General features: G+C 71.9%; 21 protein-coding genes. 11 read left to right on the top strand and 10 right to left on the bottom strand.

Annotated features, from left to right (window positions below):
* Positions 1–15: 15 nt before the first annotated feature.
* On the bottom strand, positions 16–765 hold the full coding sequence (locus ACWEF2_RS24570; protein ID WP_453818704.1) for a sensor histidine kinase: 750 nt from the start codon (positions 763–765) through the stop codon (positions 16–18).
* A 153-nt stretch (positions 766–918) separates the two neighbouring features.
* Positions 919–1620 (bottom strand): M50 family metallopeptidase, encoded by a 702-nt coding sequence (locus ACWEF2_RS24565; RefSeq protein ID WP_453818703.1) that lies wholly within the window; start codon positions 1618–1620, stop codon positions 919–921.
* Positions 1621–1902: 282 nt separating this feature from the next.
* Between ACWEF2_RS24565 and ACWEF2_RS24560 the strand changes: the two genes are divergently transcribed.
* The gene (locus ACWEF2_RS24560) at positions 1903–2190 is read left to right on the top strand and encodes a hypothetical protein (RefSeq protein WP_453818702.1); all 288 of its coding nucleotides are present in this window, start codon (positions 1903–1905) and stop codon (positions 2188–2190) included.
* A 47-nt stretch (positions 2191–2237) separates the two neighbouring features.
* Positions 2238–3344 (top strand): magnesium and cobalt transport protein CorA, encoded by a 1107-nt coding sequence (locus ACWEF2_RS24555; protein WP_453818701.1) that lies wholly within the window; start codon positions 2238–2240, stop codon positions 3342–3344.
* A 133-nt stretch (positions 3345–3477) separates the two neighbouring features.
* Here the strand turns inward: ACWEF2_RS24555 and ACWEF2_RS24550 are convergent, their stop codons facing one another.
* Positions 3478–5676 carry a thiamine pyrophosphate-dependent enzyme gene (locus ACWEF2_RS24550; protein WP_453818700.1) on the bottom strand — a complete coding sequence of 733 codons (2199 nt, stop codon included), beginning with the start codon at positions 5674–5676 and terminating at the stop codon, positions 3478–3480.
* A gap of 262 nt (positions 5677–5938) precedes the next feature.
* Between ACWEF2_RS24550 and ACWEF2_RS24545 the strand changes: the two genes are divergently transcribed.
* On the top strand, positions 5939–7330 hold the full coding sequence (locus ACWEF2_RS24545) for a hypothetical protein (RefSeq protein ID WP_453818699.1): 1392 nt from the start codon (positions 5939–5941) through the stop codon (positions 7328–7330).
* Between the two features lie 194 nt (positions 7331–7524).
* Here the strand turns inward: ACWEF2_RS24545 and ACWEF2_RS24540 are convergent, their stop codons facing one another.
* On the bottom strand, positions 7525–8124 hold the full coding sequence (locus tag ACWEF2_RS24540) for a TetR/AcrR family transcriptional regulator (RefSeq protein WP_355599204.1): 600 nt from the start codon (positions 8122–8124) through the stop codon (positions 7525–7527).
* Positions 8125–8214: 90 nt separating this feature from the next.
* Here ACWEF2_RS24540 and ACWEF2_RS24535 point away from each other — a divergent pair, with 90 nt between their 5' ends.
* The 4 genes from ACWEF2_RS24535 to ACWEF2_RS24520 are packed head-to-tail and all read left to right on the top strand — an operon-like array spanning position 8215 to position 14019.
* Complete coding sequence (locus ACWEF2_RS24535) at positions 8215–9783, top strand: carboxyl transferase domain-containing protein (RefSeq protein ID WP_453818698.1); 1569 nt, start codon at positions 8215–8217, stop codon at positions 9781–9783.
* 8 nt (positions 9784–9791) lie between these two features.
* Positions 9792–11897: an acetyl/propionyl/methylcrotonyl-CoA carboxylase subunit alpha gene (locus tag ACWEF2_RS24530; RefSeq protein WP_453818697.1), complete on the top strand. Its 2106-nt coding sequence runs from the start codon at positions 9792–9794 to the stop codon at positions 11895–11897.
* On the top strand, positions 11897–12841 hold the full coding sequence (locus tag ACWEF2_RS24525; RefSeq protein ID WP_453818696.1) for a hydroxymethylglutaryl-CoA lyase: 945 nt from the start codon (positions 11897–11899) through the stop codon (positions 12839–12841). The genes ACWEF2_RS24530 and ACWEF2_RS24525 overlap by 1 nt, the downstream gene beginning before the upstream one ends.
* Before the next feature lie 2 nt (positions 12842–12843).
* Positions 12844–14019 carry an acyl-CoA dehydrogenase family protein gene (locus tag ACWEF2_RS24520; protein WP_453818695.1) on the top strand — a complete coding sequence of 392 codons (1176 nt, stop codon included), beginning with the start codon at positions 12844–12846 and terminating at the stop codon, positions 14017–14019.
* On the opposite strand, the gene ACWEF2_RS24515 is transcribed toward ACWEF2_RS24520, so the two are convergent.
* Positions 14006–14491: a MarR family winged helix-turn-helix transcriptional regulator gene (locus ACWEF2_RS24515; protein WP_453818694.1), complete on the bottom strand. Its 486-nt coding sequence runs from the start codon at positions 14489–14491 to the stop codon at positions 14006–14008. The two genes, ACWEF2_RS24520 and ACWEF2_RS24515, sit on opposite strands and share 14 nt — an antisense overlap.
* A gap of 78 nt (positions 14492–14569) precedes the next feature.
* Here ACWEF2_RS24515 and ACWEF2_RS24510 point away from each other — a divergent pair, with 78 nt between their 5' ends.
* Entirely contained in the window at positions 14570–15010 is a 441-nt protein-coding gene (locus ACWEF2_RS24510; RefSeq protein WP_453818693.1) for a DoxX family protein, read from the top strand.
* A 73-nt stretch (positions 15011–15083) separates the two neighbouring features.
* On the opposite strand, the gene ACWEF2_RS24505 is transcribed toward ACWEF2_RS24510, so the two are convergent.
* From ACWEF2_RS24505 to ACWEF2_RS24490, 4 genes are all read right to left on the bottom strand, one after another.
* Positions 15084–16838: a hypothetical protein gene (locus tag ACWEF2_RS24505; RefSeq protein ID WP_453818692.1), complete on the bottom strand. Its 1755-nt coding sequence runs from the start codon at positions 16836–16838 to the stop codon at positions 15084–15086.
* Positions 16839–16902: 64 nt separating this feature from the next.
* Complete coding sequence (locus ACWEF2_RS24500) at positions 16903–17853, bottom strand: carbohydrate kinase family protein (protein WP_453818691.1); 951 nt, start codon at positions 17851–17853, stop codon at positions 16903–16905.
* Positions 17854–17860: 7 nt separating this feature from the next.
* Entirely contained in the window at positions 17861–18799 is a 939-nt protein-coding gene (locus tag ACWEF2_RS24495) for a pseudouridine-5'-phosphate glycosidase (RefSeq protein ID WP_453818690.1), read from the bottom strand.
* A 116-nt stretch (positions 18800–18915) separates the two neighbouring features.
* The gene (locus ACWEF2_RS24490) at positions 18916–19950 is read right to left on the bottom strand and encodes a YeiH family protein (RefSeq protein ID WP_453818722.1); all 1035 of its coding nucleotides are present in this window, start codon (positions 19948–19950) and stop codon (positions 18916–18918) included.
* 268 nt (positions 19951–20218) lie between these two features.
* On the opposite strand from ACWEF2_RS24490, the gene ACWEF2_RS24485 reads away from it, so the two are divergent.
* Positions 20219–21115: a LysR family transcriptional regulator gene (locus ACWEF2_RS24485; protein ID WP_355600060.1), complete on the top strand. Its 897-nt coding sequence runs from the start codon at positions 20219–20221 to the stop codon at positions 21113–21115.
* Positions 21116–21134: 19 nt separating this feature from the next.
* Here ACWEF2_RS24485 and ACWEF2_RS24480 read toward each other — a convergent pair whose 3' ends face one another.
* Complete coding sequence (locus tag ACWEF2_RS24480) at positions 21135–21722, bottom strand: TetR/AcrR family transcriptional regulator (RefSeq protein ID WP_453818689.1); 588 nt, start codon at positions 21720–21722, stop codon at positions 21135–21137.
* Positions 21723–21915: 193 nt separating this feature from the next.
* Here ACWEF2_RS24480 and ACWEF2_RS24475 point away from each other — a divergent pair, with 193 nt between their 5' ends.
* Together ACWEF2_RS24475 and ACWEF2_RS24470 are read left to right on the top strand one after the other, a co-directional pair.
* On the top strand, positions 21916–23013 hold the full coding sequence (locus tag ACWEF2_RS24475; protein WP_453818721.1) for a cytochrome P450: 1098 nt from the start codon (positions 21916–21918) through the stop codon (positions 23011–23013).
* A complete protein-coding gene (locus ACWEF2_RS24470) occupies positions 23010–23210 on the top strand; it encodes a ferredoxin (RefSeq protein WP_453818688.1) in 201 nt (66 codons plus the stop codon). Before ACWEF2_RS24475 ends, ACWEF2_RS24470 begins: the two co-directional genes overlap by 4 nt.
* Positions 23211–23252: the final 42 nt, after the last annotated feature.

The following is a 23252-nucleotide window of genomic DNA, read 5'->3' as shown; positions in this document are numbered from 1 at the left end:
CGGTAGAAGTGAAAATTATTCGGAAAAACTCCGGGGCACCTCGGCGACCAGCCTGAACCAGCCGTCCTCGCCGGCGGTGGCGTGCACCGAACCGCCGAGCGCGGCCACGCGGTGCCGCAGGTTGCCCAGGCCGCAGCCGGCGCTCCACGGACGCTCCGGGCCGGGGGCGCCGTCGTTGGCGACGGTCAGCCGCAGCCGGTCGCCGTCCTCGGTCAGCTCGATCACACACCGTCCGACCGTGCTGTGCCGGAGCATGTTCGTGACGCCCTCGCGCACCACGGTTCCCAGTACGGCGCTCACCTCCTCCGGGAGCCCGGCGGAGGCGGCCCTGATCGAGCACTCGGCTCCGAAGCCCGTGAGAAGGGCCCGCGCCCGCGCGCTCTCATCCCCCAGCGACGGCCGCCGGTCGCCCTTCGACGCCTGGCGTACGGCGTGCGCGGCGTGCCGTACCGCCTGGAGCACCTCGCCCAGCTCGCCGTGGAGGCGGGAGTCGCCGGCCGTGCGCCGGTAGGCCAGCTCGCTCTTGAGCGAGGCCAGCCAGAGCCAGTGCCCCACGAGATCGTGCACGTCGCGGGCGAGCTCCTCGCGGGCCCGGGTGACGGCCCTGTCCCGCTCGGCGCGGAGCCGCCGGATCCGCAGGGCCAGGGCGACCGTGACGCTCAGCGAGATCAGCGAGATCAGCGAGACCAGCGCTGTCCCGGCCGCGATCACCGGCGCGGCGTACGGTTGCTGTGTTATCTGCTGATATTCCCGGAAGGGGTTCATACATGGTGATAAATCCAAAAAATCATTTAATTGTCAATAACTAAGAACAGTAATCACCGGTAAGGGTCGAGCCGAAAAGAATAGTGTCCGATTCGTCCTGTGAAATGGTTTATCGGTGGGTTTTTAGGCTCTTTACGGGCCGGTCCAGGGCGCTCAGCGCAGCGGATTCAGCAGGTAGGCGCCGCCCAGCAGGGCGGCTCCCGCCACCAGCAGGAAAAGAAGCACCCAGAACCCGGCGGGCAGGAAGGTCAGCCGGGCGAGCTGGTCGGCGTCGGAGTCGGGGGTGCGGCCGTGGCGGCGCTTGCTCTGCAACTCCAGGATCGGCCGGATCCCGCCGAACAGCAGGAACCAGACGGCCAGATAGGCGAGGACGGCGTCCATGTCGGGCGCGGAGTACCAGGTGAAGGCGAATATCGCCCCGCCGGTGACCAGCAGGCTCACCACTCCGAACAGGTTGCGGATCACCAGCAGCATGCAGAAGAGCAGTCCGATCATGATCGTGATCAGGATCGCCACACGGCCGGAGGCGGTCAGCCAGGCCCCGCCGAGTCCCAGCAGGGACGGGGCGACGTATCCGGCGGAGGCGGTCAGGACCATCCCCGGACCCGTGGGCCTGCCCCGCGTCAGGGTGACCCCCGAGGTGTCGGAGTGCAGCCGGATGCCCTGGAGCTTGCGGCGGGTGAGCAGCGCCATCAGCGCGTGCCCGCCCTCGTGGGCGATCGTGATCAGCCCCCTGGAGAGATGCCAGGAGCCGGACCACGCCACCACTCCCAGCGCGGCCAGCGCCGACAACAGAACGACCCACGGGGGTGGCCCCGACTGGGCCCTGGTCAGAGTCACCCAGACCTCGGACAACGATCACTTCTCCTTCGCGATGTCGGAGCAAATCGTCCCATGACATCCGGTGTGCTGGCGATAAAGCGGTGATGCGCAGAACATGGTTCCAGAAAAAGGGGTGCCGGAGACCCCGGGCCGCGTGTCCGCCTCCTGTCCGGGCACACGGAGCGCCGCGGCCCGGTCGACGGCCCGGGACGGTCCGCCGGACGGTACCCTCCGCCTGCTCGATCTTGCCGCCGACTACACTTCGGTCATGGGAGTTCTCCCGGCGGGTGACTCGGCCGCGGTCACGACATCGACGTGACCGTCCAGGACGTCGGCGCACGATCCCACGACGGCACGGCACGGTGGAGGGCCCGTTACACCTTCGCCGACGCGGGCAGGCGGGTGGTCGACGACACCGAGGCCCTGCCCCGGTCCGAGGACGGCCTGATCATCCGTCACCACGACGACTCCGACCTCAGGCACTGGTCCACGACGGCTCGGGGCGGGCCGGTGGGCCCGCTGCTCGGCCGGCCCCCGATGTTCCGGGTGACGATCCGGGGCAGGGCGACGCGGTCGGTGGAGGAGTTCTTGAACACCGGATGAGGAGGACAGGTGTGGCTGATCGGCGAACGCGGGGCATACGGAGTCTCATGCGCGGGCGTTCCGGCGGGGCGCGGGACTCTCCCGAGCGCTCGATGGACCCCCGCTCCACGGGTGACGAACCGCTCTCGCCCCGGTCACACCTCATCGACAACGCGATCTACGTCAACGGGCAGAGGGACGCCACCCCGGCGTCGCTGCCCGAGGCTTTCGACCGGCTGAAGAACACGCCGGACAGCATGGCCTGGATCGGCTTCTACCGGCCGGAGGACGCGGCCGTCTACAACGTCGCCGAGGAGTTCGACCTGCACGAGCTCGCCGTCGAGGACGCCATCGTGGCCCACCAGCGGCCCAAGGCCGACCGGTACGGCGACACGCTGTTCGTGGTCCTCCGCCCGGCCAGATACCTCGACGAGATCGAGGAGGTCGACTTCGGCGAGCTGCACGTCTTCGTCGGCCGGAACTTCGTGATCACCGTACGGCACAGCGAGGCCCCGGACCTGTCCCAGGTCCGCCGCCGGATGGAGAGCGACCCCGACCTGCTCCGCCAGGGCCCCCAGGCGGTGCTCTACGCCATCCTCGACGCGGTCGTGGACGGCTACGCCCCGGTGGTCGCGGGCCTGCAGAACGACATCGACGAGATCGAGGTCGAGGTCTTCGGCAACCGGCCGGGTGTCTCCCGCCGTATCTACGAGCTCTCGCGGGAGGTGATCGAGTTCCAGCGGGCCACCCGGCCGCTGCTCGGCATGATCGAGGGCTTCATCGCCGGGGCGGCCAAGTACGGGGTTGACGAGGAACTGCAGAGATACCTACGCGACGTCGCCGACCACGCGATCACCGTGGCCGAGCGGGTCGGCGGTTTCCGCCAGATGCTCCACGACATCCTCGTGGTCAACTCGACCATGGTCGCCCAGGCTCAGAACGAGCACATGACCAGGCTCACCGAGGCCAGCAACGCCCAGAACGAGGAGGTGAAGAGGATCTCCGCCTGGGCCGCGATCCTGTTCGCCCCCACCCTCGTGGGCACCATCTACGGAATGAACTTCGAGGTCATGCCCGAGATCCACTGGGCGTGGGGCTACCCGTTCGCCGTGCTGCTGATGGTGGCCGTCTGCGTGACCCTGTACGTGGTCTTCAAACGACGCGACTGGTTGTAGAGCCCCTCCCGCCGGGCGCCGTGGCGCCACCGGCCCCCGGACCGGCGGACGGCGCACGCCGGCGCCCGCCGGAGGAACGCCGGAACGGCAGGAGGCCCCGGGGGCGCGCCTGCCGCGTCCGGCGGGGAGGCTCTCAGCCGAGCAGTTTGCGGGCGGCGTCCTCGATGTCCGCCTCCGAGAGCAGCACGTGCTTGGAGGCGTCGCCCAGCGGAATGAAGCTGTCCAGGGAGGTCACCCGGGAGATCCCGCCGGTGAAGCCGGCGTCGATCAGCTCGGCGACGATGCTCTCGGAGACGCCGCCCGCGCGGCGGGTCTCGTCGGCGATCAGCACCTTGCCGGTCAGCTCCGCCGCGCGCAGCAGGTCCTCCACCGGCAGGGGGGAGAGCCAGCGCAGGTCCAGGACCCGGCAGCCGTAGCCCTCCGCGGTGAGCCTGACCGCGGCCCGCAGGCTCATCCGCACGCCGTTGCCGAAGGTCACGATGGTCAGGTCGCGGCCGTCGCCGTAACTGCGGGCGCGGCCGATGGGGATGTGCGTCTCCGCCCAGCGGGCCGGCGGGGTGTACGGCGCCAGCCAGCCGTTGTCGCCCTCGTCGAACAGGTCACGGGTGTTGTAGAGGGCGATCGGCTCCAGGAAGGCGCACACGGCGCCGTCGACGCGGGCGGCGGCCAGGCAGGTGCGCAGCATCGAGGCGGCGTCGTCGGGCCGTGCGGGGGAGGCCACGACCAGCCCGGGGATGTCGCGCAGCGCGGCGATCGAGTTGTCGTTGTGGAAGTGGCCGCCGAAGCCCTTCTGGTAGGCGTAGGAGGCGATGCGGACCACCATCGGGTTGCGGAACGCCCCCTGGGAGAAGAACGGCAGCGTCGCGGCCTCGCCCCGGATCTGGTCCAGCGCGTTGTGCAGGTAGGCGAGATACTGGATCTCGGGCACCGGCAGCAGTCCCGACACACCGGAGCCGAGCGCCAGGCCGAGCACGGACTGCTCGTCCAGCAGGGTGTCGAACACCCGGCCCACGCCGAAGCGCCTCTGCAGGCCCCGGGTGACACCGTAGACGCCGCCCTTGCGGGCCACGTCCTCGCCGAAGACCAGCACGTCGGGGTGGGCGGCCATCGTGTCGGACAGGGTCCGGTTGATCGCCTGGGAGAGGGTCAGCGGACCCTCCGTCTCGGGCAGCCTGCCGCCGAAGGCCTTCTCCCTGGAGTCGGCGGCCACCGTGCAGGCCCGGGCGACGGCCCGGGGGGTGCGGGGGGCCAGCGGCTCCATGATCTCGGCGGCGGAGGTCAGCCGGGGGCGCCGAGAGCTCTCCATGGCCATCTTGAACAGGTGCTCGCGCGTCGTCTCGTACTGCGAGAGCAGCTCGTCCGGGGTGGCCAGGCCCGCCTCGACGAGCAGCCGTGCGGTGGCGACGAGCGGGTCGCGCTCCAGGTCGGCGTTGATCTCCCGCTTGGTCCGGTACGACAGCTCCACATCGGAGCCGGCGTGTCCCATCAGCCGGACCGTGCTCAGTCGCAGCAGGGCGGGGGAGCGCCGGGTGCGGACGTGCTCGACGGCGGCCAGGGCCACGTCGTGGGCGTCGGCCAGGTCGCAGCCGTCGGCCGCGAAGTACTCCAGCTGCCGGTGGCGGGAGGCCTCCACCCAGCCCTTCGGCGTGCGGACGCTGATGCCCAGGCCGTTGTCCTCGCAGACGAACAGGACCGGCAGGGCCAGCCCCTGGTAGGCGCCGTAGCCGGCGGTGTTGAGCGCGGACAGCGCGCTCGCGTGGTTGGCGGAGGCGTCGCCGAAGCTGCACACCGCGATCGCGTCCTGTGGCCACGCGCCCGGCAGGCCGAGCAGCCGCGCCCGCTCGATGGCGAAGGCCACGCCGACCGCGCGCGGCAGGTGGCTGGCGATCGTGGAGGTCTGCGGGATCACCGCCAGGTCGGGGTGCCCGAAGACCTTGTGACGGCCGCCCGCGATCGGCTCCTCGACCGCGGCGGTCAGGCCGAGCAGCACGTCGCGCAGCCCCTCCTCCGGCAGGCGTCCCGCCATCGCCGACCTGGCGAGGTAGAAGGCCCCCGAGCGGTAGTGGAGCAGGGCGGGGTCGGTGGCGCGCAGCGCGGCGGCGACGGCGGCGTTGCCCTCGTGGCCGGCCGAGCCGATGGTGTAGAAGCCCTCGCCCTGTTCTCTCAGCCGGCGCGCGGTCACGTCCAGCAGTCTGCTGCCGAGCTGGAACCCGAAGAGCTCCCGGCAGCGGGCCCCGGTCAGGCCGGTGCCCTCCCGCACGGGAAGACGGGGATCGTGCGGGGCCCCGGGGGAGAGGGCGGCCACCGCCTCGGTGAAACAGGTCTCAACCATGTCGCGCGCCACAGCCCGATTATGACCCCATCGACCGGTCCTGTAGCGGACCTTAACCGCTTTGGGACCTTACCAACCACGTATTTGAACCTCTCAGATCATGTATCGGGGGTCTATATGGGGATGGACCGGTCCTATTCGACCGTTCTGCATGACGGGTTGTCAATTTATCAACCGATAACCTGACCAATACGTCTACTTGGAGGTAACGACGCGGCACCCTCAAGCCGCGTTCAACCAACGGGAAGGACGGAAGGCCCGAATGGTGAAACGCATTCGTGTCGCCGTCGTGGCAGCGCTGGGCGTCGCAACTCTGGTTGCGGGCCCGGTCACGACGGCGTCCGCGGGAACAGGCAAGGCCGATCCCGCCGTCAGCGACGTATCAGTCAGTCCCAGCCCCGTCGAGGTGAAGGGCGCCGAGACGGTGAAGGTCACCTTCACCGCCGAGACCGGCGGGGACGCCTCCGCGGTCACCGGCTGGATCAAGCCCGAACTCGGCGCCGAGACCGAGTTCAAGCTCACCAAGAGCGACGACCTCGGCTCCGGCAAGGCGCGGTGGAAGTACACCAAGGACTTCAACCGTCAGTTCGCCCCCGTCAAGTGGACCTTCAGGGCCGTCGCGGGCAACTCGGCGGCCAAGTCCGTCGAGTTCACCGTCAAGCAGGTCTTCGAGACCGACTTCGACGACATCGCGGCCACCCCCGCGGTGGTGCGCGAGGGCGGCCTGATCACCCTCGGCGGCGTGCTCCGGCAGAACGGGACGAACGGCTGGGCGCCGCTGCCCAGCGCCCGGGTCCACCTGGCCTTCAGGCCGCTGGGCGGCTCCTACGACCGGCTCCCCGGCAGCGTCGAGACCAACGGCCAGGGCAGGTTCTGGTTCAAGGCCAAGGCGACGAGGACCGGCCACTGGCGGGCCGAGTACGACGGCTCGCCGACCAGCCTCGGCGCCAAAAGCGAGACCGACAGGGTCGACGTCAAGGCCGCGCTCCGGCAGACCAGGATCGTCGACTTCGGCGCCAGGCCCGACCCGGTGGACCGGGGAGACCGGATCAGCGTCCGCGGTCGTCTGCTGCTCGACACCCAGTACGGCTGGGAGGGCTACCGGGACCGCAAGGTCGTCATCCTGTTCCGTGCCGACGACGCGTACCGGTGGACCGCCGTGGCCACCGACTGGACCGACGGTCACGGGCGGTTCGGCGCCGACCTGACCGCCACGCGCTCCGGTGACTGGCGTGCCGAGTTCGCCGGCGCCGAGGGCGTCGAGGGCGCGGGCAGCGCCACCGGCCACGTGACGGTCCTCACGTCCGGCCCGGCGCCCGAGCCCGAGCGGGCCGACAGCCGGATCGTCCGGTTCAACGCCTCGCCCGAGCCCGGCCGCTACGGCCGGTACCTCACGTTCACCGGCAGCCTTCAGGTCCGTGACGGCGACGGATGGGAGGGCTACGGCGCGAAGGTCAGGCTGTACTTCAAGCCCAAGGGCTCGCACAAGTGGCAGTACGTGAAGACCACCCGGGCCGCCGACGGCGGCCGGATCCTCACCAAGGCCAAGACCTACCGCTCCGGCTACTGGAGGTTCGTCTTCAAGGGCGACCACGACTTCTACGGTGACACCGGCGCCAGTGACTACGTGAAGGTCGTCAGGCACCGGCGGTGACGGCGGGGTCCGCTCCCCTCGCGGGGAGCGGACCCGGCATAAGGCGGCCCGGGTGCTCAGGCACCCGGGCCGTCCCCTTTTCCCCGGCCGCCGTTCTCCGTTTCCCCGCCCCGGCCGGCCTTCCCTGCCCCCGGCGGATGTTTCCGCGCCCGGCCGGGGCCGGCGGCTTGGCTGTTAGCAGTCCCTAACTTTTCCTAGCCGTGAACCGTGGCGAGCGCCGCGCGGGCCAGGCCCCGCAGCAGCCCGGCCATCGCCTCGGGCGGCAGCTCGCCCGCGCTGTGCGGGGTGGAGTTGAGCAGGCCGAAGACGGCGTGCGTCGCGGCGCGCAGGCGGGGCGGGGGGCAGCCGGGATACAGCTCGCTCAGCACCGTGACCCACTCCTCCACGTACAGCCGCTGGAGGCGGCGGATCTGGCGGCGGGCGGGCTCGGGAACGTTGCCGAGCTCGCGGTCGTGCACGGTGATCAGCGAGGGGTGGCTGAGCGCGAACTCGATCTGGACGGTGAGCAGGGCGTCCAGGGCGTGCTCGGCGTCGAGGGCCTCGGTCACCCGGCTCGCCGCCGAGGTGTGCAGGCGCTCGCTGACGTCCAGCAGCATCTCCGCCAGCAGCGCCTCCTTACCGCTGAAGTGGCGGTAGAGGGCGGGGCCCGTGGTGCCGACCGCGCCGCCGATGTCCTCGATGGAGACGCCGTGGAAGCCGCGTGCCGCGAACAGCCCGGCGGCGGCGTCCAGGATCTCCAGACGCCGTGCCCCGCGACCGCGGGTGGAGGGGTGGGCAGTCGTCACATCTCGCATGGTAGACGGTGGTGTTAATAATGACTAACATCGCCAGTGGTGTTGGCGACCGTTGGCCCACGGCGGCGGAGCCGGACGAGAGGGGCTCACATGAGTGGCTGGCCGGTGCTGCGCAGCGCCTGCGACCCGGGCGGTGAGGGGTTCAAGGGCAACGCGGAGGTCAACGAGCGGCTGGTCGCCGACCTCGCGGAACGGATCGCGGCCGCCGCGCCGGGCGGTCCGGCGCGCTCGCGGGCCAGGCACGTCGCCCGGGGCAAGCTGCTGCCCCGCGACCGGGTCGACGCCCTGCTCGACCCGGGCTCACGGTTCCTGGAGCTCTCCCAGCTCGCCGCCACCGGGCTGTACGGCGACGAGGCCCCCGCGGCGGGGATCATCACCGGCGTGGGCCGCGTCTCCGGCCGCGAGTGCGTGGTGGTCGCCAACGACGCCACCGTCAAGGGCGGCACCTACTATCCGATCACCGTCAAAAAGCACCTGCGGGCCCAGGAGATCGCCCTCCACAACAACCTGCCCTGCCTCTATCTCGTCGACTCGGGCGGCGCGTTTCTCCCCAGGCAGGACGAGGTCTTCCCCGACCGGGAGCACTTCGGCCGCATCTTCTACAACCAGGCCACCATGTCGGCGCGGGGCATCCCGCAGATCGCCGCGGTCCTCGGCTCCTGCACGGCGGGCGGCGCCTACGTCCCCGCGATGAGCGACGAGGCCGTGATCGTCCGGAACCAGGGCACGATCTTCCTGGGGGGCCCGCCGCTGGTGAAGGCCGCCACGGGGGAGGAGGTCACCGCCGAGGAACTGGGCGGCGGCGACCTGCACGCCCGGGTCAGCGGCGTCACCGACCACCTCGCCGAGAACGACCCCCACGCGCTGCGGATCGTCCGCGACATCGTGGCCACCCTCGGGCCGCGCGCCCCCAGCCCGTGGGAGCGCGCCCCCTCCCAGGAGCCGGCGCACGACCCCCGTGATCTCTACGGGCTCGTCCCCGCCGACACCCGCACGCCGTACGACGTGCGGGAGATCATCGCCCGGGTCGTGGACGGCAGCAGGTTCGGGGAGTTCAAGGCCGAGTACGGTCCCACGCTGGTCACCGGCTTCGCCCGCGTCCACGGTCACCCCGTCGGGGTGGTGGCCAACAACGGCATCCTGTTCGGCGAGTCCGCGCTCAAGGGCGCGCACTTCATCGAGCTGTGCGACCGCCGCAGCATCCCGCTGGTGTTCCTGCAGAACATCAGCGGCTTCATGGTCGGCAGGGCGTACGAGGCGGGGGGCATCGCCAAGCACGGCGCCAAGATGGTCACCGCCGTGGCCTGCGCCAGGGTGCCCAAGTTCACCGTGGTCGTCGGCGGCTCGTTCGGCGCGGGCAACTACGCGATGGCCGGCCGGGCCTACTCGCCCCGGTTCCTGTGGATGTGGCCGAACGCGCGAATCTCGGTGATGGGCGGCGAGCAGGCGGCCAACGTGCTCTCCACGGTCGGTGACGCCGACCCCGACGCCATCCGCCGGCAGTACGAGGACCAGGGCAACCCCTACTACTCCACCGCCCGCCTCTGGGACGACGGCGTCATCGACCCCCTCGACACCCGGACCGTCCTCGGCCTGGCCCTGTCCGCCGCGGCCAACGCCCCCCTCGACCCCATCGGCTACGGCGTCTTTCGGATGTGACCGCACCCATGAACCGCTCACCAGCCCCCCGCCCGGCACCCGGATCGCCTGGGCTGTTCGGCACCGTTCTCATCGCCAACCGGGGCGAGATCGCCCTGCGGATCATCCGCACGCTCGGCAGGCTCGGCATCCGCTCCGTCGCGGTGTACAGCGACGCCGACGCCGACGCCCGTCACGTCCGCGAGGCCGACGTCGCGGTACGGCTCGGCGGCGGTTACCTCGACATCGACCGGATCCTGGCGGCGGCCGCGGCGACCGGGGCCCAGGCCGTGCACCCCGGCTACGGCTTTCTGGCCGAGAACCCCGCCTTCGCCAGGCGGTGCGCCGAGGCGGGGCTGGTGTTCGTCGGCCCGCCGCCGGAGGCCGTCGAGGCCATGGGCGACAAGATCCGGGCCAAGGCCGTCGTGTCGGCGGCCGGGGTTCCCGTCGTCCCCGGCGGCGCGGAACCCGGTGACGACCTGGTCGAGGCCGCGGGCCGGATCGGCTTCCCCGCGCTGATCAAGCCCTCGGCGGGCGGCGGCGGCAAGGGGATGGTGCTGGTGCACTCGGCCGGGGAGCTGCCGGACGCCCTGGAGTCCGCCCGCCGTACGGCCGCCGCCGCGTTCGGCGACGCGACGCTGCTGATCGAGCGGTTCGTGGAGAACCCCCGGCACATCGAGATCCAGGTGATGGCCGACGGCCACGGCAACGTCATCCACCTGGGCGAGCGCGAGTGCAGCCTGCAGCGCCGCCATCAGAAGATCGTCGAGGAGGCCCCCTCTCCGCTGCTCGACGCGGAGACCCGGGCGAGCATGGGCGCGGCGGCGGTCGAGGCGGCCAGGTCCGTCGGCTACACCGGCGCGGGCACGGTGGAGTTCATCGTCCAGGGCGCCACCGGCGACTACTACTTCATGGAGATGAACACCCGGCTCCAGGTCGAGCATCCGGTCACCGAGCTGGTCACCGGCCTGGACCTGGTCGAACTCCAGCTCAGGGTCGCCGCGGGCGAGCCGCTTCCGCTCACCCAGGAGGAGGTGCGGCTCCGCGGCCACGCCGTCGAGGCCCGCGTCTACGCCGAGGACCCCTCACGGGGGTTCCTGCCGACCGGCGGCCGGGTGCTCGCGCTCCGCGAGCCCGGCGGCGTCCGGGTGGACTCCGGCCTGGCGGTCGGCGGTGTCGTCGGCAGCGACTACGATCCGATGCTGTCGAAGATCATCGCCTGGGGTCCCGACCGGGCGAGCGCGCTGCGGCGGCTGGACGGGGCGCTCGCCGCCACCGGCGTGCTGGGCGTGCCGACCAACATCGCCTTCCTGCGCGCACTGATCACCCACCCGAGGGTGGTCGCCGGCGACCTCGACACCGGCCTGGTCGAACGTCACCTGGACACGCTGGTCCCCGCGGGGGGCGTCCCCGCCGACGTGCCGGTCGCCGCGGCCCTGATCCTGCACCATGAGCGGACGCCCGCCGAGCCGGCCGACCCGTGGGAGGTGCCCGACGGCTGGCGGCTGGGTGAGGCCGCGTGGACCACCTGGCGGCTGGAGGGCCGCGACGGCGTGACCGAGGTCCTGGTGCGCGGGCTGCCCTCGGCGGGCGCCGAGGTCGAGGTCCGCCCGCCGGGGGACGGCGTCTCCGGGGCCGAGGGCGGCCCGCCCGGCGACGTCCCGGCGCCCGTGCCCGCCGGTCCGCCCGGTGGCGGCGCGCGGGCGGCGGTCCGGGGCCGGGGCGTGCCGGCGAGGCTGGACGTGGACGGCGACGACCTGCTGATCACCCTGGACGGGGTCCGCAGGCGCTACGCCGTCGCCCGGGACGGCGACGTGGTCTGGCTCGGCAGGGACGGCGACGCGTGGGCGCTCACCCGCCACCACCTGGGCGACCCCGGAGACCGGGAGGGCGCGGGCGGCGACGGCGACGGGGTGGTCCGCAGCCCGATGCCCGGCACCGTCCTCGTGGTCAAGGTGGCCGCCGGGGAGCGGGTCGGCGAGGGGCAGCCGCTGCTCGTCGTCGAGGCGATGAAGATGGAGCACACCGTGACCGCCCCGGTCACCGGGACGGTCGCCGAGCTGCCGGTCCGGGCCGGCCAGCCGGTCGACATGGACGCCGTGCTGGCGGTCGTGCGGCGGGACGGGGAGTCGTGATGCGGGAGCCGTACAGGGTCGCGGAGGCGGGGCTGCCCGAGCGGGTCACGATCTACGAGGTCGGCCCGCGCGACGGGTTGCAGAACGAGCCGGTGATGGTTCCCGTCGAGGTCAAGACGGAGTTCATCGCCCGGCTGACCGCCGCGGGGCACCGTGTGATCGAGGCGACCGGCTTTGTGCACCCCGGGTGGGTGCCCCAGCTCGCCGACGCCGCGGAGCTGCTGGCCGGTCTGGAACGGGTCCCCGGCGTGCGCTACCCGGTGCTCGTGCCGAACGAGCGGGGTCTCGACCGGGCGCTGGAACACGGCGTCCAGGAGATAGCGATCTTCGGTAGCGCCACCGAGACGTTCGCCGGCCGGAACCTGAACCGGACGCTGGAGTCGCAGTTCGAGATGTTCGAGCCGGTGGTGGCGCGGGCGCTCGGCCACGGTCTGAGGGTCAGGGCGTACCTGTCGATGTGCTTCGGCGACCCGTGGGAGGGGCCGACCCCGATCGGGCAGGTGGTCGCGGTGGGGCGCAGGCTGCTCGACCTCGGCTGTTTCGAGCTGTCGCTGGGCGACACGACGGGCGTCGGCACCCCGGGGCACGTGACCGCCCTCGTCGAGGCGTTCGGCGGGCCCTCGCGGCTGGCCGTGCACTTCCACGACACCTACGGTCAGGCACTGGCCAACACCCTCGCGGCCCTGCGCGCGGGCGTGACCGTGGTCGACGCCTCCACCGGTGGCATCGGCGGCTGCCCGTACGCCGAGAGCGCCACCGGCAACCTCGCCACCGAGGACCTGGTGTGGATGCTGCACGGCCTCGGTGTCGAGACCGGGCTCGACCTCGAATCGCTGGTGGAGACCAGCATGTGGCTGGCTGCCGAGCTCGGCCGCCCCAGCCCGTCACGGGTCGTGCAGGCGCTGGGAGCCGGCCGGGCCACCGATCGACACGTCAAGGAGTGACCATGCCCCAGCTCAACGAGGAATACGAAGACCTCCGCAAGACCGTCGAGGCGTTCGCCCGCGACGTCGTGGCCCCGGTGATCGGGGACCTGTACGAGCGCCAGGAGTTTCCCTACGACATCGTCCGCCAGATGGGCGCGATGGGCCTGTTCGGGCTGCCCCTCCCCGAGGAGTACGGCGGCATGGGCGGCGACTACTTCGCCCTCTGCCTGGTCCTGGAGGAGCTGGCCAGGGTCGACTCCAGCGTGTCCATCACCCTGGAGGCCGCGGTCTCGCTGGGCGCGATGCCGATCCACCGCTTCGGTACGGCCGAGCAGCGCGCCGAGTGGCTTCCCCGGATGGCGTCGGGCGAGGTGCTGGGCGCGTTCGGCCTGACCGAGCCGGGGGGCGGCTCCGACGTGCCGGGCGGCATGCGCACCACCGCCACGCTGGACGGCGACGAGTGGGTGATCAACGGCTCGAAGGCGTTCATCACCAACTCCGGCACCGACATCACCGGGGTGGTGGCCGTCGCCGCGATCACCGGTTACCGCGAGGGTGACGAGACGTCTCCGCACCGGCGGCCGGAGATCTCCACCATCCTGGTGCCGTCCGGCACCCCGGGTTTCACCGTCTCCAAGAAGTACTCCAAGGTCGGCTGGAACTGCTCCGACACCCGTGAGCTCTCCTTCACCGGCTGCCGGGTTCCGGCCGGCAACCTCCTCGGCGAGCGGGGGCGGGGCTACGCGCAGTTCCTGCAGACCCTCGACGAGGGCCGCGTCGCGATCGCCGCCCTCTCGACGGGCCTGGCCCAGGGCTGCGTGGACGAGTCGCTGCGCCACGTCCGCGAGCGGAGGGCGTTCGGTCACCCGATCGGTCACTACCAGGCCATCCAGTTCAAGATCGCGGACATGGAGGTCCGCACCCACACCGCCCGGCTGGCCTACTACCACGCGGCCGGCAGGATGCTGGCCGGCGAGCCGTTCAAGAAGGAGGCGGCCATCGCCAAACTCGTCGCTGGCGACGCGGCCATGGACAACGCCCGCGACGCCACCCAGATCTTCGGCGGCTACGGTTTCATGAACGAGTACCCGGTGGGCCGCTTCTACCGCGACGCCAAGGTCCTGGAGATCGGCGAGGGCACCAGCGAGGTCCAGCGGATGCTCATCGCCCGGGAACTGGGTCTCAAGGGGCTCTGAGCGGAGGGCCGGCCGGGGCGGACGTCATCGCGGCGATGGCCTTCGACATGATCCGCGTCATGCTCCGGAGCTCGTCGGGGGTGAGCCGATCGATCAGAAAGGCGCGGACGACGGCCACGTGCCCGGGTGTGCTCTTCTCCAGGCGGCGCGCGCCCTCGTCGGTGAGCACGGCCAGGACCCCCCGGTCGTCGGAGGGGCAGGTCGTCCGCTCGACGAGGCCGCGTTTCTCCAGCCGGCCGACCTGGTAGGTGAGCCCGCTCTTGGAGACGACCACCTTGCGCGCGAGGTCGTTCATGCGCAGCCGCCGGCCGGGGGCGGCCGAGAGTTTCGCGAGGATCTCGTAGTGGGCGTGGGTGAGCCCGGAGTCGGCCTTCAGCCGCTCCTCGATGTGCCGCTCCAGCAGATGGGACGCGCTGAGATAGGCCGCCCACGCGCCCAGCTCGCTCTCGGTTAACCATCTCGTGTCCGCCACTTTCCCAGTGTATGGGTTGTTCGAATATGAACCACCAACTATCGTTGGTTCATATTCGAACAGTAATGAGGGGCCCTCATGTCAGTGGCCGATCGGATACAGCCCGTCGCCCTGCTCCTGGCGCGGATCGGCATCGGCGCGATCTTCCTCGTGCACGGCCGGCAGAAGTTCGCGGCCGGGCTGGACAGTACGGCGGCGGCCTTTCAGTCGATGGGAGTCCCGGCGGCGAGCCTGACGGCACCGGCGGTGGCCGTTCTTGAGGTCATCGGCGGCATCGCGCTCATCCTGGGCGCGGCCTTGCCGATCTTCGGCTCCCTGCTCGTCCTGGACATGATCGGCGCGTTCGTCCTCGTCCACGCGGCGCACGGCTTCTCGGTGGCCAAGGGCGGTTACGAGTTCGTCCTCGCGCTCGCCGCGGGCACCCTGGCCGTGGCCTTCAGCGGGGGTGGGGCGCTCGCCCTCGACAGCCTGTGGCAGCGACGGGGGCGACGGGGGCGGAGCCGGAGAGGCGAGGCGTAGCCGCCGGGCCCGGTCCGGGCCCGGCGGACCGGGCTCGGGGGGACGGGCTCCGCGCCTCGCCCGAGCCCGGTGGTCAGCTGGGCAGCTGGGCGTCCAGGCGGTAGCCGTCCACGGTGACGTACACCTGGTCGCCCGGCCGGGCGTTCAGGCGCATCAGCACGGGCTGCAGGGAGTCGAAGACCGGGTGGTCCCGCCAGACCAGCACCACCGCGTTGTCGCCGGGGCCGGTCACCGACAGCAGGGTGCCCGGGCGCATGCCCAGCCGGGTGGCGTATCCCTCCGGCACCGCCACGGGGCCACCCCGCAGATGCTCGCTGGTCACCTCGATCCGCTGCCAGCGGCTTGGATCGGTGGTCGGGTTGGTCGGCGGGTGGAGCGGGGCACGCTGGCTGGTGATCAGGTGGGGCCGGGGGTTGCCGGCGGCCAGGGCCGACAGCGTGGCCAGGGCCGCGCGGGGGTCGATGGAGCCGGCGCTCACCTGCGGGATCGGCTGCCCGCCGCGGTGGTGATGGCCGGCCGACCCCGGCGTACGGCGGGGCAGCTGCTTGTTCTCGGGGGCGCTCTCCGGGGCGGACGCCTCCTGGGAGGTGTCGCTGGCGGCGAGGGCGTCCAGCCACGCCTGCGCCGAGTGGGCGCGGATGCCGAGCCGGTGCTCCATCAGGGCGACCGCGTCGGCGTCGGCCGGTTTGCCCGCCAGGAGCTGCCGGGTGCGTTCCCGCAGGCCGCCCAGGTCGCCGACGACGAGCCAGCCGTCCTGGAGCCGCCGGTCGGGCATCAGCGTGACCAGCACCCGCCAGAGCGGGGTGCGGAGCGTGGGAACCTCGACGGGGTGCGCGGAGTCGGCGCCGATGAGCTGGTCCTGGGTGGCGGCGGCGCCCAGCCACTCGGTGAGGCCGAACATGTGGCCGGTGAGCGGGGCGGACTCCGAGGAGCGCAGCCAGAGCAGGATGCGTTCCTCCGCGGCCCGCTGGGCGGCGGAGAGCGCGGCGAGGTCGGCGTTGAGCTTGTGCGCGAGGGCGCGCAGGCTGATCGGGTCGACGGCGAACAGCCGTTCCACGGCGATCGCGCGCTCCAGCGGGTTCCAGTCCCGGAACATGTTGTCCACCAGGCCCACCAGCGGGTAGTCGCCGAGGCGGATCGGGGGTTCGGGGACCGGCGCGGGGTGCGGCTGCCGGGGAACCGGAGGCGTGGCCGGCGCCCGCCGCTCCGGCTGCTGCCCCTGCCCGGCGGGGGCGTGTGGGACCGGGGCGTGGGGAGCCGGGGCCGGTACGGCGGCCGGCGCCGTGGTCTGCGGAGCGGGCCGCTGAGCGGTCCGGGCGGCCTGCGGGGCCTGGGCGGGTTGCGCGGTCTGCGTGGTGGCCTGCGCGGTCTGGGGGGCGGTCTGCACGGGCTGCTCGGCGGTCACCGGAATCCGGCTGAGCACCTCGCGGAACATGGCGGTCACCACGACCTCGGGGGCGGTGGACGCCGAGGGGGAGCCCAGGTCTCCGGCGGTCAGCCGGCGCAGCCGGGACCAGCCGCCCAGCCCGGTGATGGCCGAGCGGGCGGACTCGGGCCAGTCGGGCAGGGTGGGGTCGACCGTGTGCACGTGCAGCGCGGGTAGTACGTCACTTAACGGCAGGTGGTCCCAGCGGGACAGCGAGAGCCGGGCCAGCCGGTCGCAGACCCAGTCGAGCCCGGCTGTGCCGAGAGCCTTGGGCAGGTTGACCGAGGACCACCACCCGGCGGGCAGGCGGGGATCGGCCAGAACTTCGGCGATCTGCTGGGGCCTGCTCCAGCGCAGGGCCGGGACCAGATCACTCAGGCAGATCGATGACTCGGCATCCATCGGCGGACCGCAACCTCCCCAAGGTGACGCATGTGGCTAATGGTGCAGCCTACGCCGCAAGCTATCAATTGGTGTTAAGAGGGTAAAGCTGGTTGGTACCCAAATCAGCCGTGAGGATACGCGGGCGGCCGCCGACGGCTGTCACGGCCTCGGCTCCGGCCCGGCGTCCCGCATCCAGTGCGGCCTCGTCGCCGGCCCCTGTCAGCAGGGCGGTCAACAGGCCGGCGGCGAACGCGTCACCTGCTCCCGTCGAGTCAACCACCTCGGTGGCGAGTCCGGGAACCCGTGCGGCCAACTTTCCCTCCCTGGCCATCAGGGCGCCCCGGGAGCCGAGTTTCACCGCGGCCGCGCCGTACCGGCGGCTCAGGTCCTCCGCGGCACCCTCGGCGGAGGTCTCGCCGGTGAGCAGCAGCGCCTCGTCCAGGTTGGGGATGATCAGCTGGGCGGCCAGCGTCTCCCGGACGAACCGCTCGGGGCCGAAGGAGCGCAGAAAGCCGGTCGAGGCCGGATCGACGCTGATCGTGACGCCGCGCCGGGCGGCCTCGGCCAAGGCCAGCCGGGACAGCTGCAGCCCCGGCTCGGCGAACAGCGTGTACCCCGACAGGTGCAGGTGGCCCACCCCGTCGAGCAGGCTCTCGTCCCAGTCGTCGGTGCCGATGTGCCCTCCCGCCCCCCGGTTGGTGAGCATGGAGCGTTCTCCGGTCGGGTCGACCATGGCGATCACCACGGCGGTCGGCCGCTCGGGGTCCACCCGCATGTGCGGCCGGACACCGCCGCGCCGGAGTTCGGCGGCGTGCCACTCGCCGGTGTCGAAACCGACCCGGGTGAGGATGCGGGCGTCGGCGCCCAGGTGGGCGGCCCAGGAGGCGGTGTTGGCGCCCGATCCGCCCGGCCGCAGCACGATGTCGGCGGCGGTGTCCGTCCCGACGGCCAGACCGGCCAGGGCCGGCCCCTCGTGCAGCGCGACGACGTCGGTGACGACGTCGCCGATGACCAGCAGCCCCGTTCCGGTCACGACCGCCTCAGTCTCCCCGGCCCCAGGACACCGCGATCTCGGTGGCGGCGCGGACGTTGCCCCGCACGGCCGCCAGGTTCGCCTCAAGCGAGGCGCCGTCGGTCCCCCGCACCAGGTAGTCCAGCAGGAACGGGGTGATGGCCTGGCCGGTTATCCCCTCCCGCTCCGCCGCCGCCAGGGCCTCGGTGAGGACCCGGTCGTGGAGGGCGGGATCGAGCTGCTCGGCCCGTGGCACGGGGTTGGCCACGATCAGCGCCGCCTCCGGGCCGCCGAGCGCGTCCTGGGCCCGCATGATGTCCGCGGCCTCGGCCGCGGTCTCGATCCGCCAGTCGATCGGCTCGCCCGAGGTGTGCAGGTAGAAGCCGGGGAACTCGTCGGTGCGGAGACCGACCACGGCGACGCCACGGGTCTCCAGCCGCTGCAGGGTGGCCGGGACGTCCAGGATCGACTTCACGCCCGCGCAGACGACGGTGATCCGGGTACGGCTCAGCATGTCGAGGTCGGCCGACTCGTCCTGGGTGGCGGCCCACTCGCGGTGCACCCCGCCGAGGCCGCCGGTGGCGAAGACCCGGATACCCGCCCGCGCGGCCAGGAACGAGGTCGCCGAGACCGTGGTCGCCCCGCAGGCCCTCAGCGCGGCGGCGACCGGCAGGTCACGGAAGCCGAGCTTGCGCAGGCCGGGGTCGGTGGCGATCCGCTTCAGCCCCTCCTCGTCCAGGCCGACGCGCGCCACCCCGTCCAGCACCGCGATCGTCGCGGGGACGGCCCCGGCCTCGCGGACGATCTCCTCCAGTTCGGCCGCGACCTCAAGGTTGCGGGGCTGGGGCAGGCCGTGCGAGATGATCGTGGACTCCAGGGCCACGACCGGGACGCCCCGCGCCAGTGCCTCGGCCACCTCGCGGGACGGCCGGAGCACGCTGTCGATGGGCTGGTGGGTGATACGCATAAGTGGGTTCTGTCTCCTCGTCCGGACCGGATGGGCGCCCTCGGAACCGTATAAACAAGCAGCTTGTTCCAGAAAGAGCACGTTACGGCGGTTGCCGGACGGAGTCCACTTGAAGGTCAGCCGACGGCGATGACGCCGATCAGTGAGATCACGCCGATGACAGCCGTGGCCGCCCCGCCGAGCAACAGGGAACGCCCGCCGCGGAGCAGTTCCCTGAGGTTGACGCCCGTTCCCAGCCCGAAGAGCGCGGCGGCGAGCAGGATCGCCGTCACCTCCGGTATCGTCCGGCTGATCCCGGCGGGCACCAGGCCCAGGCTCCGCACCGCCACCGTCGCGAGGAATCCCAGCACGAACAGGGGGACCAGCGGGGGACGCCGCCCCGCCGAGGTCCGCCGCCCCGTGCCCTGCCCGGTGTCCTGTCCCGTCCGCGCCGCCGCGCTCCCGCGCAGGGCCACGGAGGTGAGGGCCACGATCGGGGCGAGCAGCACGACCCTGGCCAGCTTGACCACCACCGCGCTCGCCAGCACCCCGGCTCCGGCCGCCGCGCCCACGGCCGCCACCTGGGCGACCTCGTGCACCGACGCGCCGGTCCAGAGGCCGAGCTGGTGCGGTGTCAGGCCGAGCAGCCCGGCGAGCGCGGGCACCACCAGCATCGCCGCGCTGCCGTACAGGACCACCACGCTGAGCGCGCTCGCCACGTCGTCGTCGTCGCTGTCGGCCACCTCGTGCATGGCGGCCACGGCCGCGGCTCCGCAGACCGAGACCCCGGTCGCGATGAGCAGTGATCTGCGGGGGTTCACCCCCATACGCGCTCCCAGCCACCGGGTGATCAGGAAGGTGCCCCCGGTGGCGGCGAGGATCACCGCGAGGGCCTGCCAGCCGAGCGCCAGCACCTCCGGCAGGGCGATCTGCAGCCCGAGCAGCACGATCGCCAGCCGGAGCACCCTGCGGGCGGCGAACTGCAGTCCGGGGCGGAACGTGGCGCGCAGCCCCCCGAGATTGGTCAGCGCGACCCCGAGGGCCACCGCGACCACGGCCGGGCTCGCCCCGGGAAGCGCGCGGCTCACCAGCAGGGAGGCCGCCACCGCGACGGCCGTCAGCGCGAGTCCGGGGACGAGCGCGCCGGTCTTCGCCGCACGTGCCCGCCAGATCGCCTCCCGAGGTTCCGCCCGCGGGCCGGAGGCCGTCCCGGGGAGCGGCCTTTCGGCCTCGTCCCCCCGATCCCGGCCGGACGAGGAGCCGGACGAGGAGGGGGGAGGGGAGCCTTCGGAATCTACACTGTAAAGCCGCTGGCTCTCCGGACCGTCCGCATCCGGGGTACGAGGGTCGGAAGGTGGGGAGATTGTCATATTTCGAGTGTCGAAGAAGGGAAATGTACCCGGTAGGCGTCATCTCCCTGGTAGGCCATAGCCTATAGCTATGAGCGATCTGCCTGACCTTGAGTCCCTGCGGTTGCTCGTCGACGTGGACCGCCTGGGCAGCCTCGGCCAGGCGGCCAGGGTGGCGGGCATCGCCCAGCCGTCGGCGAGCAAGCGGATCGCGCTGCTGGAACGGCGCCTGGGACTGCTCCTGCTCGAACGCACCCCCCGAGGCTCCACCCTCACCCCGCAGGGGGTGATGGTCTCCGCCTGGGCGACCCAGGTGCTCGCGGCGGCCGAGGAGCTCATGCGCGGGGCGGAGGCGGTACGGCACGGCAGGGAGGCCCACCTGCACATCGCGGCCAGCATGACCGTGGCCGAGTACCTGCTGCCGCGCTGGCTGGGGGAGCTGCAGAACCGCGAGCCCCAGGTCCAGGTCGGGCTGGACGTGCAGAACTCGGCCGAGGTCGCCAGGCTGGTCGGCGGCGGCATCGAGCTGGGGTTCGTGGAGGGGCCCTCGGTCCCGCCGGGACTGGCCTCCCGGGTGGTGGCCACCGACCGGCTCGTCGTGGTGGTCGCGCCGGGCCACCCGTGGGCGCGTCGCCGTACCGCACTGCTCTCCGCGGAGCTGGCCGCGACGCCGCTGGTCGTCCGGGAGCGGGGTTCCGGCACCCGCGAGACACTGGATCGCGCGCTGGCCGGTCATCGGGGCGCCGCGCCGAGGCTGGAGCTCGGCTCCAACACCGCGGTCAAGGGGGCGACCCGCGAAGGGGCGGCTCCGGCCGTGCTCAGCGGGTACGCGGTGGAGGGCGAGCTGGCCACCGGCCGGCTGATCGAGGTGGCCACCCGGGGCATCAACCTCGAACGCCGCCTGCGGGCCGTCTGGCGGCGGGGGCGCCCGCCCACCGGGCCCGCCGCCACCCTTTTGAAGATCACTCTTTCCGCCGCCCGGGAGTGACCCCGATCGCGGGTTTCCGCTAGCGGCCCGAGGCCAGTTTCGCGGCGACCGTCAGCGCCGTCGTCATCCGTTCCTCCTCGGGCAGATCCAGGCCGATGACGAACGGGACGCTGCCCAGGATGAGCGCTACCACCGCGAGGCGGGCCTCGAACTGCCTGACAGGGTCGGTCCCGGGGACGGACAGCACCGAGATCACGGCCATCATCCGGTGGTGCATCCGCTCGCCGGCCGGCAGCCGGGACATGACCGCCTGATTTACCCGGGCGAATCGCAGGAGTGGGCGCCATCGGTCGTTAAGGAGCATCGCGATCCGCTGCATAATCTCCGTCACGGCCTGTTCCGTGCGCGGCTGGGCATTGGCCCACGCGACGATTTCGTCTATCGAGTCGTTCAGGTCCTCGATGACGCCGGTGAGGATGTCCTCCTTGGCGCTGAAGTGGTAGTAGAGCGCGGGCCTGGTGATCTGCAGCCGCTCGGCGACCTCCCGCAGGGAGGTCTTCTCGTATCCTCGCTCGGCGAACAGTTCCAGCGCGACCTGCTGGATCCGTTCCCTCGTGTCACTGCGCCGGGCGTTCATCGCCGTTCCGCCGTTCTTCTTCCGTGCCATGCCTTGACGGTCATCCCGCCTTTACTTACTTTCATGTAAGTAAAGTTGACCATGCCTGTTGAGGAGCAACCTTATGGCTGTGAACTTTCCCGTTCCGCGCGGTTGCCCATTCGCGCCCCCACCCGAATACGAACGTCTCCGTGAGGAGGCGCCGCTGGTCAGAGCAGAGCTCCCCAGAGGGTGGGCCTGGTTGGTGACCCGGCACGCCGAGGCGCAGCAGGTGCTCGGCGACCCCAGGATCAGCACCGATCCCGCCACCCCCGGGCACCCGATGGCCGCGATGACGGCCGAGGTCCCCTCCGAGGAGGAGCAACGGATACGGGCGAGGTTCCAGGCGGGCCAGTTCATCGACATGGACCCGCCCCGCCACGGGGTCTACCGGCGGATGCTGATCCCCGAGTTCAGCGTCCGGCGGGTCCGGGAGATGCGCCCCGGCATCCAGGAGGTGACCGACCGGCTCATCGACGGCATGCTCGAACAGGGCTCCTCCGCCGACCTGGTCGAGGCGTTCGGGATGGCCCTGCCGTCCATGGTGACCTGCCGGCTCCTCGGCATCCCCGATGCCGACCGCGACTTCTTCCAGTCCAGGACCCGCGAGATGATCGACGCCGGTGTCGGCTCCCCGCGGGGCGGGATCACCGCGGCCGTAGAGGTCTGGAACTATCTCGACGATCTGATCACCAAGGCCGGGCGGCGGCCCGGGGACGACCTCGTCGGGCGGCTCGTAACCGCGCGGCGGGAGACCGGCGAGCTCTCCCACGACGAGATGGTGGGCATGACCTTCCTGCTGCTCGTGGCGGGGCACGAGACCACGGCGAACATGATCCCGCTGGGTGTCCTGACGCTGCTGCGCGACCCCGGGCAGCTCGCCGGGCTCCGTGCCGACCCCGCCGGATGGCCTTCGGCGGTGGAGGAGCTGCTGCGGTACCACTCGATCGTGGACTGGGTGGGCTTCGACCGTGTCGCGACCGAGGACATGGAGATCGGCGGCCAGGCCGTCCGGGCTGGAGAGGGTATCTTCGTGCTCGGGGCCTCCGCCAACCGGGACCCGCGGGTCTTCGAGCGTCCCGACGAGCTCGACGTCCGGCGCGGCGCCCGCAACCACGTGGCGTTCGGGTACGGCGTGCACCAGTGCCTCGGGCAGAACCTGGCCCGTGCCGAGCTGGAGATCGCCTACCGCACGCTCTTCGAACGGATCCCCGGCCTGCGCGTGGTGGGGGACGACGACGAGTTGCCGTTCAAGTACGACCGTGTGGTCTTCGGCATGGGCTCGCTCCCGGTGGCGTGGTGACCGCCCGGATCGTCGCCGACCGGGACCGCTGCGTCGGCGCGGGGCAGTGCGCGCTCGTCCTGCCGGAGGTCTTCGACTCCGACGACGACGGGCTGGTCACGATGGTCGGCGACGCCGCGGCGGTGGACGTCGCCGATCTGCGCTTGGTGGTGCGGCTCTGCCCCGCCGGGGCGCTCGGTCTGGCCGGGCACGGCTGAGCCGTTCATCGTGCTCTCATGTTGAGCCTCTAGCGTTGGGGT

Source organism: Streptosporangium sp. NPDC004631 (assembly GCF_053601935.1).
This window is presented reverse-complemented; position numbering and strand designations above follow the sequence as displayed.